11 protein-coding genes are annotated in these 14,384 nt (G+C 36.9%); 1 reads left to right on the top strand and 10 read right to left on the bottom strand.

From position 1 onward, the window contains the following. Nucleotides 1-10: 10 nt before the first annotated feature. The 6 genes from H153_RS0103150 to H153_RS0103120 form a co-directional block, all read right to left on the bottom strand. The gene (locus H153_RS0103150; RefSeq protein WP_022846692.1) at nt 11-3,367 is read right to left on the bottom strand and encodes a CRISPR-associated protein Csx11; all 3,357 of its coding nucleotides are present in this window, start codon (nt 3,365-3,367) and stop codon (nt 11-13) included. Continuing rightward, complete coding sequence (locus H153_RS0103145) at nt 3,355-4,500, bottom strand: RAMP superfamily CRISPR-associated protein (RefSeq protein WP_022846691.1); 1,146 nt, start codon at nt 4,498-4,500, stop codon at nt 3,355-3,357. The genes H153_RS0103150 and H153_RS0103145 overlap by 13 nt, the downstream gene beginning before the upstream one ends. Then, nucleotides 4,478-5,479: a type III-B CRISPR module RAMP protein Cmr1 gene (gene cmr1 / locus H153_RS0103140; protein ID WP_022846690.1), complete on the bottom strand. Its 1,002-nt coding sequence runs from the start codon at nt 5,477-5,479 to the stop codon at nt 4,478-4,480. The genes H153_RS0103145 and cmr1 overlap by 23 nt, the downstream gene beginning before the upstream one ends. Further along, entirely contained in the window at nt 5,455-6,204 is a 750-nt protein-coding gene (gene cas6, locus H153_RS09130; RefSeq protein ID WP_022846689.1) for a CRISPR-associated endoribonuclease Cas6, read from the bottom strand. Before cas6 ends, cmr1 begins: the two co-directional genes overlap by 25 nt. 128 nt (nt 6,205-6,332) lie before the next feature. Then, a complete protein-coding gene (locus tag H153_RS0103130; RefSeq protein WP_022846688.1) occupies nt 6,333-7,655 on the bottom strand; it encodes an APC family permease in 1,323 nt (440 codons plus the stop codon). Nucleotides 7,656-7,854: 199 nt separating this feature from the next. Then, nucleotides 7,855-8,757, bottom strand: a complete 903-nt coding sequence (locus H153_RS0103120) for a histone deacetylase (protein WP_022846686.1) — start codon at nt 8,755-8,757, stop codon at nt 7,855-7,857. Nucleotides 8,758-8,816: 59 nt separating this feature from the next. On the opposite strand from H153_RS0103120, the gene H153_RS0103115 reads away from it, so the two are divergent. After that, nucleotides 8,817-9,662: an RluA family pseudouridine synthase gene (locus H153_RS0103115; RefSeq protein ID WP_022846685.1), complete on the top strand. Its 846-nt coding sequence runs from the start codon at nt 8,817-8,819 to the stop codon at nt 9,660-9,662. Here H153_RS0103115 and rpoD read toward each other — a convergent pair. The 4 genes from rpoD to H153_RS0103095 form a co-directional block, all read right to left on the bottom strand. Further along, on the bottom strand, nt 9,639-11,330 hold the full coding sequence (gene rpoD / locus H153_RS0103110) for an RNA polymerase sigma factor RpoD (protein WP_022846684.1): 1,692 nt from the start codon (nt 11,328-11,330) through the stop codon (nt 9,639-9,641). The two genes, H153_RS0103115 and rpoD, sit on opposite strands and share 24 nt — an antisense overlap. Before the next feature lie 17 nt (nt 11,331-11,347). Further along, entirely contained in the window at nt 11,348-12,994 is a 1,647-nt protein-coding gene (dnaG, locus tag H153_RS09125) for a DNA primase (protein ID WP_022846683.1), read from the bottom strand. Nucleotides 12,995-13,099: 105 nt separating this feature from the next. After that, nucleotides 13,100-13,876: a LysM peptidoglycan-binding domain-containing protein gene (locus H153_RS09120; RefSeq protein WP_022846682.1), complete on the bottom strand. Its 777-nt coding sequence runs from the start codon at nt 13,874-13,876 to the stop codon at nt 13,100-13,102. Then, complete coding sequence (locus H153_RS0103095; RefSeq protein WP_022846681.1) at nt 13,873-14,226, bottom strand: hypothetical protein; 354 nt, start codon at nt 14,224-14,226, stop codon at nt 13,873-13,875. Before H153_RS0103095 ends, H153_RS09120 begins: the two co-directional genes overlap by 4 nt. Nucleotides 14,227-14,384: the final 158 nt, after the last annotated feature.

Here is a 14,384-nt window from a genome sequence, read left to right as displayed (position 1 = left end):
AATGTCTTGATTACTCATCCTTTACCTCCTTTAATGCAGTATGCCAGAAATTGAACATATCTAAAAAGAGCAGTATGTTTTCTTTGATTTCTAATTTTTCTTTGAGTTCCCTTTTAAAGTCTTCGGATAAAGTTTTGCAGTCCGCGTCCAGCTCAAAAATTTCTTTTATTAATTTTCTTCTGTCTTCATTTTTACCGAGTTCAAGCCAATTTATAAATGAGGAGGCGAGAAACGCTCCACAATCTGCAAACTCTTCATATTGAACTTTAGAGTAAAGGATTCCTATCAGTTTATGCAGTCTGCTTGTCTGAAGATTGGTGTCTTTAGACAGAGTTCTAAAAGCTTTAAATTTTTCCCAGTAAACTTCAATTTCGTAAGGCCTGTTGCTTTTGAGCGCTAACATTCTTTTTCCGCTTTCATCGTAGGTAATTTCACTTCTCCTGATGTTGTGATCCAGGTATTCGTAGTCGAAAGTATTGGGAATTATTTGAACTTTTTCATCTGCGTTGAATTCACAAATAGTGCTGATCCATTTTTTCCGGCCGTTTTCTGGGTTTATGTAAAAGTTGTAGCCTTTCCCTTCCGGATTGTCCCAGTATAATGAATAGTATGCTTCAGCTGCCTTTTCTTCCGGCGTTGCATAGGTAAATTTTTGTTTTTGCAAAGTATAAAACCTCCCTGCATTTACTGGTCTATATAATTTGTCTGTGTCTTTGACATTTCTTCTTATTTTCCTGAGTGCTTTCAGGTTTACATAAACCGGCTTTTTGTAGTCGGAAATGACTATTCCTATGTGAATAGGGAGTTTTCCGTAAACGTACTTGAATTCTTTGTTGTATTTCTCTATCGTCCTGTCTATAAGTTCAGGTAAGTATTCTGCCGGAATAATTACCTGATAGTTTACAGGGGATGGATTTGTTATTAGGGCAAAGGGTTTGTAAGAAATAATTTCTTTGAGATTTTCTTTAATGTCTAATTCTATTTTATGTTCCTTAGTTTTATATTCTTTGAGAAGAAGTTTCTTGTTTTTCAGTCCATATCCGCCTTTTAAACTATCTATTATTTCAGTATTATCTTTACTGTTCAGGATTTCTCTGATTTTTTCTTTTCCGTATTTTTCCAGGAAGCTTTCTATAGAGCTTATTAAATAAATCTTTGCTTTACTGCCTTCCTTTTCAGCCCAAAATAGAAGTCTATCTCCTTCCAGTTCCGTTGATTTATCAAGTCTATTATTTTCATCAAGGGTTACTTCCCAGACTAACCTTTTCTTCCTCCATTCAGGAATTTTTAAAATTTCTTCCAATTCCTGATGCATTTCTTCAAAAAATTCTTTTGTCGTTTCCCAGATTCTCCTGAGCCTTGCAGGAGATGGATTTTTTCGGAGAAGGAATTGCAGAATCAAATAGGCAAGGAATTCAATATCTTGATTGTTTAATTTGCTCCAGTCTATTGTTTCGTTTTCCCACTTAATCTTATTATTAATAGTCGATTTTTTTATGAAATTTTCCCACTGATTTCCTCTAATAGAGCCAAAGAAAATCTGTTTTATAAAATCGTCAAAACTTTCGTTGTTTTTCTTGCATCCATTATAGGCATCTTTGCTAAGATTATTAAAAATAGAAAAATCATATAGTTTTATAAACTTTTTGAAAATTTCATTATTGAGTAGATTTTTTAGGGGTTGAAGTTTTCCTCTTTTATCTTTTAGTTCGACACTATTAGAATCAACATGTAATGTTAATTTTCCTAATTTACGATTAAAAGAAATATCTGAAACTTTCTTTATCAGGTTTTCTAACTTAATTAAAAGACATTCATTAAAGTTACCTGATGAATCTAATAAAAATGAGTTTACATCAAAAGCATTGTTTTTGTATAAATTACTGACACATTCTAATGTGTCTTTCATGTTTTGATAGCATAATTGGAAATCAGCTGTATTTTGTAATAAACTATTCAGCATATTCCCATTCAACCATTCGTCTAATTCAAATTTTAAGGATACATAAGCTACTCTGTCGTTTTTGTCTTTGATTTCTTCTATCCAGATGGTTTCTTTCTCAGCATTTGTTAACCAATCGTTAACCCTTCCCTGCTGTCTTTTGAAGCAAACGTTGCATATCAAGTTTTCTTTATTACCTTTATGGGCAAGTCTCATATTACAAATCTGGCAGATACCGTTTGGATTGGAATCGTGTTTAAGTTTTGTTTTAAAATCAGAAGGGTATTCAGCTTTTAAAAAATTCTCTTTTGCCTTTTCAACAAGGTGTCCAAGATTCATCAATCCCCTTGAAGGTTCTGTTAATAAAATTGCAGGATAAATTTCTCCTTCAAAATTACGGGTAAAAATATCCTGAATTTTTGTTTTAATTACAGACAAGGCATTATTCAATTTGTAAAACTCACTATCTTTATCACCTTTTATGTTTTCTCCAACCACAAAGTAGATCCCTGTTTCATCCCTGTAAACCTCGTTGCCAAGCGGGTATTCTATCTCAATGAGTTTCTTTAATTGATTGTCAACCTTGTTTACCGTTTCTCTGTACCACTTGATGGATGCAACTTTCAGTCCTTTTTCTGCCAGAGCTAATTTGTCATATTGAATACCAAGAACTGACCATTTAATCAATTGAGGATTTTTAATAAAATTTTGATAGTTTGAATTATCAAGATATAAAGACGCCAGCACGGCTTTAAACATAGAAGCAGTCATGTAAGCCTGATCAAACAGGGTAACATCATTTACAGGAAAACGGGAATCACTTAAAAGACGGGAGTACCATGGTTTAACGTGTTCAAACACCCAATTTCTTATTTCTTTCCAGTCGGGGGAACGGTAATAATACTTGTCTTCAAGAAATCTGTGAAAATCCCTGAAAAAACACAGACGGGAACTGTCAAAATCATTTTCGTCGTTTATTTCTTTTTTTAAACTTCCAAAAGCGTTTGAAATCCATAAATTTTCTAATTGATTTGCATCTTGCGGTGAGCCTTTGTCTATGCCGGAATTTACATTCTCACAGCCACGGAAAAAGATTTTTTGAATTATATTTTCACCTGATGCATCACCTTTAAAAAATTCCAGCCAGTTTAAATTTGTATTATTTGTATTATCAGGCAATTTTACCATTTCGTTGAAAATAAAGTCTTTAAGTTTTATATCCGTGTCCCGAAGTTCGTTTTCAAAAATATGCTTAGAGTAATATTTTTTGTATTTATCAAATTTTGAATTAACAGTTGGAAAATATTTTTTCCAGTTATTAATTCCTGCGTGTGTTTTTCCAAGATTAAAAAGCAATGCTCCGATTTCTGCTTTTAAAACTTCATTTCTGTTTTGTTTTAACCTGTTTAAGTCTAATTCTGCCATTTTCCCCACCCTTCAGGAATTTTTAAACTTGAATTATCAAAAACTTTTCTATCTGAAATTTTAAACCTTCCCCAGCCTAATTTTGTTTTTGCTCCGATGCCTGTGTCGGCTAACTTTTCTAAAGCTTGAATTAAGTTGTTTAGATCCTTCTCTGCTTTGGTTTTTAGAGTATCGTCTTTTTCCACGATTCCGTCAAATGGAATGTAGGTAAGTTGGAAAATCCCTTCTGTGCCTTCTGGAACTACTTCATAGTGAATCGGTTTTGTTCCTGCTCTTTTCCTTCTGTCATGTGGATTTATTATCTCTAAAGACAGTTTGTTGAAATAGGTTGGGTAAAAAATGGCTCTTCCTTTATGGGTTTGAAATTCTAAAGGTAGGAAGCCTGAATTTTTGATTTCTTTATATTTTTTCCATACGTATTCGGCTATCTTATTGCTTATATCTTTATAACTATCTGCTTCCTTTATCTGTATTAATGAATCTTTATTAATCTCTAAACCCAATTCAAAAAGGATGAACGCTAAAAAATTCTCTTTAAACTCTTTAAGATTTGCTGTTTTGTTTTTTAGATATTTTTCTAAAGTTTTAATGCTTTCAGAGCCTGCACCAAAGATTCGCAGGAAACTCTCTATTTTACTTTTTTTCTCTTCCCATTTGCTCTCGTTTATTAATTCTCTAAATGCGTGTGCTAAAGCTCCCTTCCAGCCTGAACCTCTAATCATTGGAGTCTTGAAGTTTGTTTCTTTGAGGATAGGATTCTGGATAATGTAGATTTCGTCATTATCTTTTGAAAAATAGGGTGCTTTCAGTTTGAATCTGAACCAGATAATGAATGAATGTTTTGGAAGCTTATTAATGTGCTTCCGTAATTTTTCTTGAGGATTTATATAAATTCCAGATATCTGTTGTGTTTTTTGAATATTTCCAATGATGTATGTTTCACTCTCTTTATTATTTATTTTATTTTGTGTAGACTTTTTGCGTTGTTCTAACTCCTTACTTTTGTTTTTGATGTATTCAAACTTGAATCTTATAAAACTTTCGAACAATTTTTCTGTATTTTCGAGAAGATTTTTACTATCTTCTGTGTATTCTGCGCAAATATCAAATTTAGGCTTTCTTTTTGTACTCATCTTTATCTCCAGTTAAAGATTCTAAAATTTTCCTGTAATATACGTCGTTTAGAATTTTTCCATCCCGAGAAAACGGGTTGTTTAATAATAGTAGATAAATTGAATTATTTTTTTCTTCTAATAAATTAGAAATGTATATTTTGGAAGCCACTTTTTGTTTTCCAAAAATTTTTTCTCTATGCTTTTTATTTTCTAATTTTCGTAAATAGTATTTGAAATTAAATCCTAAGACTTTTTTTCTTCCACTGTATGGGATATTTTCTATTTTTTTCACTATTACGTTATTCTTAATGGAAGAATATTTATCAATAGTTGTGCTATCTTTAATACTTAAATTTACAAATCCAAATCCGAAGGAGTTTTTGCCACCAACAAGAATTAATTTATCTTTGGAAAATTCGAAGAAATCCCTCAAATATTTATTCCACCAATAATTAGTAGTAACAAGCTTGACTTTTATATTTTTGAACAACTTTAATTTTTTTATATCCTTGTTGAATAGAGTCTTCTTTATCCAAAATCTGCTGTTTAACGACAATCTGTCTAGTGGAAATCTAAACTCTATACCGTTAAAATCAATTTCAGTTACTGAGTAACTTTCGATTAATATTTTTACTCTACTTTTCCAACCTGTGCAACCAAAAATTCTTGAAGGGACAGATAAATCTAATTCATCTAATGTTTTATCAATAGCTTCGTCTAAAGAATTAGTTTCAGTTAGTTTTCTTTTTAAAATATCTTGAAAGTTTTTCACTTTTCCTTTATCTTTTAATTCAGTCAAACTTTCTTGAGGTATCCCGTCAATTAGTTTTTCAGTTTTTCCATTTTTGATTATCTCCCAATAAAAAGCAAACCAGAACCGCAGACTTCCTATGAGTGAAGATGGTCTAATCTCTTTACATTCTCCCCACGCATCCCCCGTCCATAAAGGGGTTATTGTCTTAAATGTTACTGTTATCTCCTTTTTGCCGCTTTCCATTTTTCCTCCGGGATTGCAACCATACCGAAGCCCTGAGAGTTGCGGGCGCCGAGGCCGGCACGCAGGGCTATTTTTATCACTTCCGGCGGTGCCTCTATTTCGAATTTTCCGTCCCAGGCTTCTATCACGAAGTTATTCTTGTAGTAGGTTATTATTTTCTTGTATTTAACGTCTTCCACAGGTTTTATCGATATTTCATCGTTTTCGTTACCTGTGATTACGGCTACTTTTTTTCTGAGGTTTTCTTCAAGTAGCTTGTAAAATTTTTCCTGGTAAGGATTGTAGTACATTGTTTTCCGATTTAGCGATTCGTGAACGGTTATGGGTGATATGGTTTTTACAACGGTTTTAGGTGAAGAGACAGGCTGTTCTATTGCTTCTACACTTTTCAGATTTATTAAGTTTTTATGCAGACGTAGATTTTCTTTCTGTATGAGTTCCAATGCTATGCTTTGTAGGATGTGGGTATCTATAGCAGAGACGTATATATGAAAAGAAGGACCGAAAACTATTTTCTTTTCCCTTTTGAATATTCTCTTTCTGCCGTATATTTTTGAGAAAGTTATGAGTTTAAAAATCTGATTTCCGTATCTATAACCTTGATTATGGATGAAGTCTGCGAATGGTTTTGCAAGATTGTTATAAATGAAACCCTGGAGGATATAATTGTAATGAATTGGAAGCTCTATCTCTTTTTCTGCCTCAAAAGTTAGTTTTAATTTCACCGTACCCCCTGTGTTTAGCGCTACTTATCAAAAATGATTTTATCTGAAATTTTTTAAAAAATCAATAGATTGGTCAGAACAAAATTTTTTAATTGTTGAGAGGCTTAAAAATGTTAGCTATAAGTCGTTTATATTGTTGGTTTTGCTTCTTTTCTTCTGAATATCCGTATTTTCCGCTGCTTACCGTAGTAAAGAATTTCTGCTGTAAAACAGCCGATGAGAATTAAGATAGAGGTTACAAAAGTTTTTGGGCTGTTTTTAAGCTGAAATATAAGTATCTCTATCGCCACGAATGTAATGACAATTAGGTTAAAAAATACAATGCCTTTTCTTCCTTCTGCTTTTTTTGTTTCAATCAGCTTGATGTGGGAAAAGAGAACAAAAATGTAGAGAATTGTTGTTACAAGGCTGATTATTGAAGCTACAGATGTTATGTTGAACAGGAGTGCAAACAGGAGGGCGAGGGTGCAGGTTAGATATAGGCCGAAGTGTTCGCTCATCCATTCTCTTTTGAGCTGTTTTCGGGGGTGGGGGATGTATCCTTCTTTCATAAGTGCGTACGCTGCGTTTGCACCGCTGTAGAGGGTTGCGTTTAAGGCAGAAGATATGCTTATGAGTGCTCCGATACTTAAAAGTACAAATCCGAATTTACCCAGTGCCGGCTCTGCTGCAACTGCAAGTGCATTTTCCTGATATTTAGCTAGTTTCCATACAGGGACAGCACCGAGGGCTGATAGCGATACTAAAACGTAGATAACGATGACCGTTATGATGCTTATGTATATTGCTTTTGGGACTGTCCTTTGGGGATTTTCAATGTTTTCGCTTGCGTTTGTTATAAGTCCAAATCCCATGTAAGAGAGAAAAAAGATAACGGATGCATTTAAGATTCCCCTTATTCCTTCCGGTGAGAAATTCGGTTTAACGTAGGATGGGTTAAAGGATGCAAGTCCTGCAACAATGAACAGCAGAAGTATAAGCAGTTTCGTAAGCACTATCCAGAATTCGAGCTTTCCCACTGCGCTGCTTCCACCGAAGTAGTTAAGCGCACCAAATACCGCTATTATTATTACTACGACGAAGGTGTTAAGGGCATAATTGTTCAGGTGAATGAGAGGGAGAAAATAGCCTGCAAAGCTTATGGCAAAAAGGGATATGGAAACAACATAGCTTGTCCACATTAAAATGCTTAGCGTTCCGGTAATAGGATTATTTCCGAAAGCCTTTTCGACAAAGGCAACAGGTCCTGCGTTTGAGACGATTTTTGTTCCAAGTTTTGCGTAAGAATAACCCACCATCAGGGCATAAAGGCCGCTCAAGAGGAAGGCGAAGGGAAGGTCAGTTCCTGCCGTTTCCACGCCCACGCCGAAAATGGAAAAGATACTTGCTCCTATCATAGTTCCTACAGCCAGCGATACTGCCTGCAGGAGTGTTAGTTTTTTTTCTTCCACTTTTACCCTCCTACCCTGGTTATTTTAGCACTGTTCTTAACAGATTCTTTAAACAAATGATGGTACTTTTTCCACAAGTAAAACACTTTAGATAGGAGGTTTAGATGAGGGGTATGAAAACAGTTACAAGGAGAAGGTTCATACAGTTTATTATTGCCTTCTTGCCGTTTTTTTACCGCATTCGTTGGTGCTTATCTGCTTAAAAATCGGAAAGGTGACTGAATATGGATTCCCCGGCCTTTGTCAGAACATCTAAATTGTATCCTCCCTCAAGGGTCAGGATGATGGGGATTTTTAAACTTTTTGCGATGGAAAAGACTGATTCCACTATTCTTTCCATTCCTGAATAGGAAACGTTAAGTCCTGTTAGAGGGTCATCTCTGTGGAAATCAAAACCTGCCGATACGAGAAGAATGTCAGGTGAGAAGTTCTGAACAATTTTTGGAAGCTTTCTTTCGTAAATAGGGATGAAAACTTCATCGCCGGTTCCTGAAGGAAGGGGTATGTTGAGTATGTGGTTATTGTTTTCTTCTTCACTTCCTGTTCCCGGGTAGAAAGGGTATTGGTGGGTTGAGAAGTAAAAGATGTTCTCATCGTCTCTTATTAGATGCTCTGTTCCGTTTCCGTGATGAGCATCAAAATCGACTATAAACACCTTTTTAAATCCCGATTTGAGGGCCTTTTTTGCGGCTATTACTATATTGTTGAAAATGCAGAATCCCATCGCTCTGTCTTTTTCTGCGTGGTGGCCGGGAGGCCTTACAGCGCAGAAGACGGCACGGTATTTGTCGTTTGCAACGAGATTTACTGCTTCTTCGCAGGCACCTGCTGCCATTATTGCAGCGTCAAAACTATAATTATTCACGTAGGTATCCGGGTTAAGGTATTCAAATCCGGTTAACGATGCACTTTTTACGGCACTTATGTACCTTTTATCGTGGATGGATTCTATGAGTTCTTTGCTGATTCTTACAGGTTTTTCAACAGGGATGTTAAATTTTGGCAGGGAAGACATTATGCTTATCAATCTATTTCTGTTTTCCGGATGTCCTTCGAGGTTGTGCTTTAGAAAGATTTCGTCATAAATTACACATCCGCCCATGTCTCTTCTCCGTTAGATGGTTCTATAATTTTAATTTATAACTTTTCGGGAGATAGTTGATGATTTTTAGCGCTTATAGGATTAGAAATCGCTCCGGAAAACTTGAACCTGTAATTTCAGAAACTCTTGAAATTTCAAAGCGCAAAGTTAGAAAGATTCTTGACGAAGGTCTTGTTTCTGTTAACAGTGTAAAAGTTTTAAAGAGACAGTTACTGCTGAGGAAAGATAGTGTTGTGGAGTTTTCTGTTTCTGATTATCTTTTTTCTCATCCCGAATTGGAGATTATTTATGAGGATGACTTTATTCTTGCTGTCAACAAGCCGCCTTTTTTAAATTCAAACCGGAATTTTCCCGATGTTGAATCGATTCTTAAAAAGAGGTTTAAAAAAATCAGGGCTATTCACAGGTTAGATAAACAAACAACGGGCGTTTTGCTGTTTGCTAAAAGTGATCAGATTTTTGAAGAGATGGTTAAGTTATTCAGAGAAAAAAGAATAAAGAAAATTTACAGGGCGCTTGTATCCGGAAGTTTTAGAGAGGAAAAGCGCATTTGTCTTCCTCTTGATGGGAGGGAAGCGTTAAGTCATATAAGAGCAACTAAGCAGTTTGATAGGGCTACGGAAGTTCTAATTTTAATAGAGACCGGTAGGAAGCATCAGATAAGGCGGCACCTTGCCTTTTTGAACCATCCTGTTGTAGGTGAGTTTAGGTACTTCAGGGGGAGTTTCCCGTTTCTCTTGAGATTTGCACCGAGGATAATGCTCCACGCTCAGGAAGTTGCCTTTAAGTCACCTTTTACCGGTAAAAGTGTAAGGATAACTGCACCTGTTTTTGATGATTTTTCTGCATTTATTGGTATATTAGAGAGAGGCAGGGAAGCCCTACCTCTCAAGGAATATGCTTAAGTCAATATCAAGACCGTGATTTCTAAGTTTTTTAAGAGCTTTTGACTCTATCTGTCTTATTCTTTCCCTTGTAACTCTGAAAGCCTTTCCTACCTGTTCAAGGGTGTGTTCCGGATAGCCATCAAGACCAAAGCGAAGTTTTAAAACATCTGCTTCTCTTTCGTTCAGGACCGATAGAAGCTCTGATACTTTTTCCTTCAGGTCATTCTTGATGATTACCTCTTCGGGTATAGGGCTTTTTGCATCTTCTATGAAACTTCCCAGTGTGCTGTCCTCATCATCTCCGATAGGTGTTTCAAGGGATACAGGTTCTTGAGATATTTGCATGATAGCTCTTACCTTGCTTACGGGCATTTTTAATCTTTCTGCTATCTCTTCCGGTTTCGGGTCTCTGCCCATTTCCAGGAACATCTGCCTTGAGACTTTTATGAGCTTGTTTATTGTCTCTATCATGTGAACGGGAATTCTTATCGTTCTTGCCTGGTCGGCTATTGCCCTTGTTATTGCCTGTCTTATCCACCAGGTTGCGTATGTGCTGAACTTGTAGCCCCTTCTGTATTCGAACTTGTCAACGGCTTTCATAAGTCCGATGTTTCCTTCCTGAATAAGATCCAGGAAGTGAAGTCCCCTGTTTATGTATTTCTTGGCTATGCTAACGACAAGCCTCAGGTTTGACCGGACAAGTATCTGTTTTGCTTCCTGTGAATCTTTCTTATAGAAGTAAACTTTTTCTGTTGTTTCATAGAAGACTTTTTTGGGCATGTTAATTTCAGATAGTATCTTTGCGTATCTCTCTTTATATTCAAGATACTTTTTTACAAACTTTTTCACTTCTCTTGTCGTGTACTTTGAGCGGTCTATCTTTTCCTGGATTTCCGGGTCATCAAACATGAGAGGTAGCTGCTCTATCGGCGTGCCCAAGAATGAGAGTTTTCCACTGAGCTTCTGTATATTCTTTTCACACTTTTTAAGTTCTCTCATTTTTTGGTAGAGGTTGTCTGCCATGTTCTCGTATATGGAAAATGATATTGGAAGTTTCCTTAAAAGTGTGTTGATCTGAGCCCACACTTTTATGAGTTCCCTCTTTGCTTTCTTGCTCCTCGGTCTTTTTCTGTACGTTTCGTACTTTGCTTCAAACTCCGGCAGGAGTTCTCTGATTTTTCCGGTTATAGCGAAAAACTTTTTTCGTCTTTCTGATTCACCACCCTCAGCGAAGTCATCAGGTGACCGGAGAATGTCTCTTACCTTTAATCTCTCAGCTCTTATTTCTTCTTCTGCTTTAAGAACAAAGTCTAAAACTTCTCTCGTTTTCAGAAGGTACCTGACAAGTGCTTTTCTTCCAAGTTCAACCCTTTTTGCTAAGACTATCTCTTCATGCCTTTTAAGGAGGGGGATGCCGCCCATTTCTCTAAGATAAAGCCTTATGGGGTCATCAGAACGGGGGAGCGTATCAGGTGATATCGTTATCTGGAGCTTTGACAGATCTATGGCTTCGGCACCTTCTTTTGGTATAATGTCTATATCGTACTCGTCAAGTTGCGTCATCAGCTCTTCTAAGAGTTCCGGGGTGAGAGCTTCTTCGTCGATGTGCTCTATAAGTTCGTCAAATGTTACATAGCCCTTCTCTCGCCCCAGGGCTATCAGCTCTTCAAAGCTGTTCTTCTCCAACGCTGCACCTCCTTGATTTAATGGATGCAAGAAATAATTTCCTCAATTCCCCCAACCTCAGGTGTTAGATTGACACACAGTTCTTTCAGCCTTTTCCTGTCAATGAAGCCTTTTGTGTTTTTCAATCTTCTGTCTAACTCTTTCTTGACAATTCTGCACAGAGAAGCCTTTATTTCCTCTTCGGTAAATTCGGTAAGTGCTATTTCTGCGATTGTTCCACCAAGTTCAGGGTATTCCTGTTCTATCTCTATCGATGAAGGTATGTTTCCTTTCATCTTGAAAAGAACAAAAAGTTTTCTGCAATCGTCTGATACGAAGACGTTTGGTGATATGTCGAGGTTTACGGGTATTTTTCCCTCTATCATGCCTTTGATGAAAGCTTTTTCATACTCAGGTATTATGGGTTTTTCGATTTTTTCTGCATCTTTTCTGTTTCTATACTGCGGCACCTGCTTTTTAAGCCACTTTATATCTGCACCTGTAACGGCAGATAGTTCTGAGAGGAATTTTTTAAATTTGAAGGGATTTTTGTCTTTCATAGGTGAGAATACGTCGATGACCTTTCTTATCTCTTCTGCCTGCATTTCAAGTGGTGCCTTTTCAACTTTTTCTATGAGGTACCGGATGAGCGGAATTGGTTCTGACAGAAGTTTTTTAAGCTTTTCAGGTGATTTCTTTGCGAGGGAATCAGGATCTTCACCTTCCGGTGGACGGACGATAAAAGGTTCAACTTCTAACTCTGTGAAAATTTTTGAAGAACGCAGTGTGGCTTTTTCGCCAGCTTCATCGCCGTCAAAAAATAGAATTATCCGATTTGCGTATCTTTTCAACGTTTTAGCATGGTTTTCTGTTAAGGAAGTTCCCATGGGAGCTACCGCTTTTTCTATTCCTGCCTGGAACAGGGATATGACGTCAAAGTAACCTTCTACTACAACAGCTTCCTTTTCTTTTAAAATCCGTTCTTTTGCCTGGAAAAATCCGTAAAGGATGCTGTTTTTGTGGAATATCTCGCTTTCTGGACTGTTGATGTACTTTGGTTTCTGAGTTGCTTTGAGTGCTCTTCCGCCAAACGCTACAATTTTGCCACTGTGGTTGAATATGGGAATGATGAGTCTCTCTTTAAAGAATGGGTAACCTTTTTCAGTTATAAGATTTAGCTTTTTGAGTATTTCTCTATTTATTTTGAGGTGGTTGTGGTAATCGGCGGGTGCGTATCCTATTAGAAATCTCTCAGCGCTTGTTTTATCTATTGAACGGGCTTTCAAATATTCCTTTATTCTGTCTATTTTTGAGTGGAAAAATTTTGCTGCTTTGTTGGCGCTTTCAAATACTGTATCGGCTTCAGAATCTTCCTCTGAAAATTCTGATGGAAATTCAATGCCTGAAAGTTCACAGAGCCTCTTTACCGCTTCGTAAAACGATAGATTCTCGTACTTCTCTATGAAGGTGATTGCGTTACCACCAACGCCGCAGCCGAAGCATTTAAATATTTGCTTTTCCGGGCTTACGACAAATGAGGGAGTTTTTTCTGGATGGAAGGGGCAGAGGGCTGAAAAGTTGCGGCCTACCTGTCTGAGAGAGACATACCTTGACACTATGTCAACGATGTCAACTCTTGATAGCAAGTCTTCTACAAAAGAGTGGGGGATTTTTTTTCTCCCCAATTATATCACCTCTTTTAAAAGTAGTAAAGAGAACGCACCATTAAAATTATTCTTATCTGTGGATAAGTCAAGAGAAATGGAGGGGGAACTTTCCCCCCTCAACGGTTATTTGTTCATGAAAAGGAAGTAATCGGTTGCTGTTTTTGGAACGTCTTCAGCTCTAACAGGGCCGACTTTTATAACTTTTGCACCTGGAGGTGGAGGGGTTCTTAGAGCCTGTCTCCTTGCGTCTATCACTTCTTCGGCTGTTATATTTCTCGGTATAGTGAACACCTGTTTAGGGAAAATAAGGTGAGGATTTTTTATTTTGTTCCTGTTTGCCCTGTATATTAGAGGCCATTGCCAGGGGTCGTTATAAATGTAGCTTTTTGAAGCAATTCCCCATAGAGTATCACCTCTTACGACGCGGTAGCTTTTAGGAAGTGCCATGAACTTTCTTCGGAGCATTTCTACTTTGTTGCCGGCTTTTGCGAGTTTTGCTTTAAGCTCTGCAATCTTTGCTTCAAGCTGCTTTCTGTATTCTATTTCCTGTTTCAGAGCTTCAACGTCTGAGGAAAGAGCGTTATACCTCTGTTCAAGTTCAGCTTCTTGAGCTTTAAGCATGGCAAGCTCTTTTTCTTCTTTTTCAAGTTCAGCCTTTAAACTGTTGTATTCTGCAAGAGCTTTTTTGTACTGGGCCATTAATTCTTCATACGAAGTAGCCTCAGTTGGTTTTTGAATTGCTGCATTTTCTGTTGTATTTCCTGTTGCATTTTCAGTTGAATTTGTTGCTGTGCATGTTTCATAATTTGAGATGTTTGATGAACATGTTCCAGCTGCAAATGCTGGAGAAATCGCACAAGAGATAAGCATTGCTGTGACTATTGCGGTTAACTTTCTCATTGCTCACCCCCTAACTGAGCCTGAAGAGCCTGAAGTTCCTGTTCAAGGCTCTCCTTTGAAGGCATGGTTGAAAGTTCTTTTTGAAGAGATGCCTTTTCAGCTTCAAGAGCTGCAATCTGGTTTTCAAGGTAAGTTATTCTCTCTTGTGTAGCAGCCTTCTCTTCTTTAGTTTTAGTGAGTTTATCTTTCATAGTGTCAATTTCGTCTAACAGTTTCTGATACTTTTCTTTGAGCTCTACCTGTTCCTTCTGCTGCTCGGGTGTAACTTTAACTTCTTTCTTGGCAGTTCCGCAGGAGGCTGTTATAGCCAGTGGAACCAGTATAAGTCCCAACAGTAATTTCTTTCTCATCATACCCTCCGTTAGTTAGATACATACAATCTCCTGACTTTTATCATATCTCTGTTTAATTAATCTGTCAAGTAAATTCTCAGGATTTTAAAAATAAACGTTTTAATTTGCCTTTAGATTAATATATTCAGGGAAGCTTAAAAAGTGTTAAGTGGTGG

The organism is Desulfurobacterium sp. TC5-1, assembly GCF_000421485.1.
Taxonomy (GTDB): Bacteria; Aquificota; Aquificia; order Desulfurobacteriales; family Desulfurobacteriaceae; genus Desulfurobacterium_A.
The sequence above is the reverse complement of the archived record's forward strand: the minus strand, read 5'-3'. Positions and strand labels throughout refer to the sequence as shown.

Coding starts and splice junctions, on each gene's coding strand:
- H153_RS0103150 (WP_022846692.1), bottom strand. CDS start 3,367: ATGGCAGAATTAGACTTAAACAGGTTAAAACAAAACAGAAATGAAGTT.
- H153_RS0103145 (WP_022846691.1), bottom strand. CDS start 4,500: ATGAGTACAAAAAGAAAGCCTAAATTTGATATTTGCGCAGAATACACA.
- cmr1 (WP_022846690.1), bottom strand. CDS start 5,479: ATGGAAAGCGGCAAAAAGGAGATAACAGTAACATTTAAGACAATAACC.
- H153_RS0103120 (WP_022846686.1), bottom strand. CDS start 8,757: ATGGGCGGATGTGTAATTTATGACGAAATCTTTCTAAAGCACAACCTC.
- H153_RS0103115 (WP_022846685.1), top strand. CDS start 8,817: ATGATTTTTAGCGCTTATAGGATTAGAAATCGCTCCGGAAAACTTGAA.
- H153_RS09120 (WP_022846682.1), bottom strand. CDS start 13,876: ATGAGAAAGTTAACCGCAATAGTCACAGCAATGCTTATCTCTTGTGCG.
- H153_RS0103095 (WP_022846681.1), bottom strand. CDS start 14,226: ATGAGAAAGAAATTACTGTTGGGACTTATACTGGTTCCACTGGCTATA.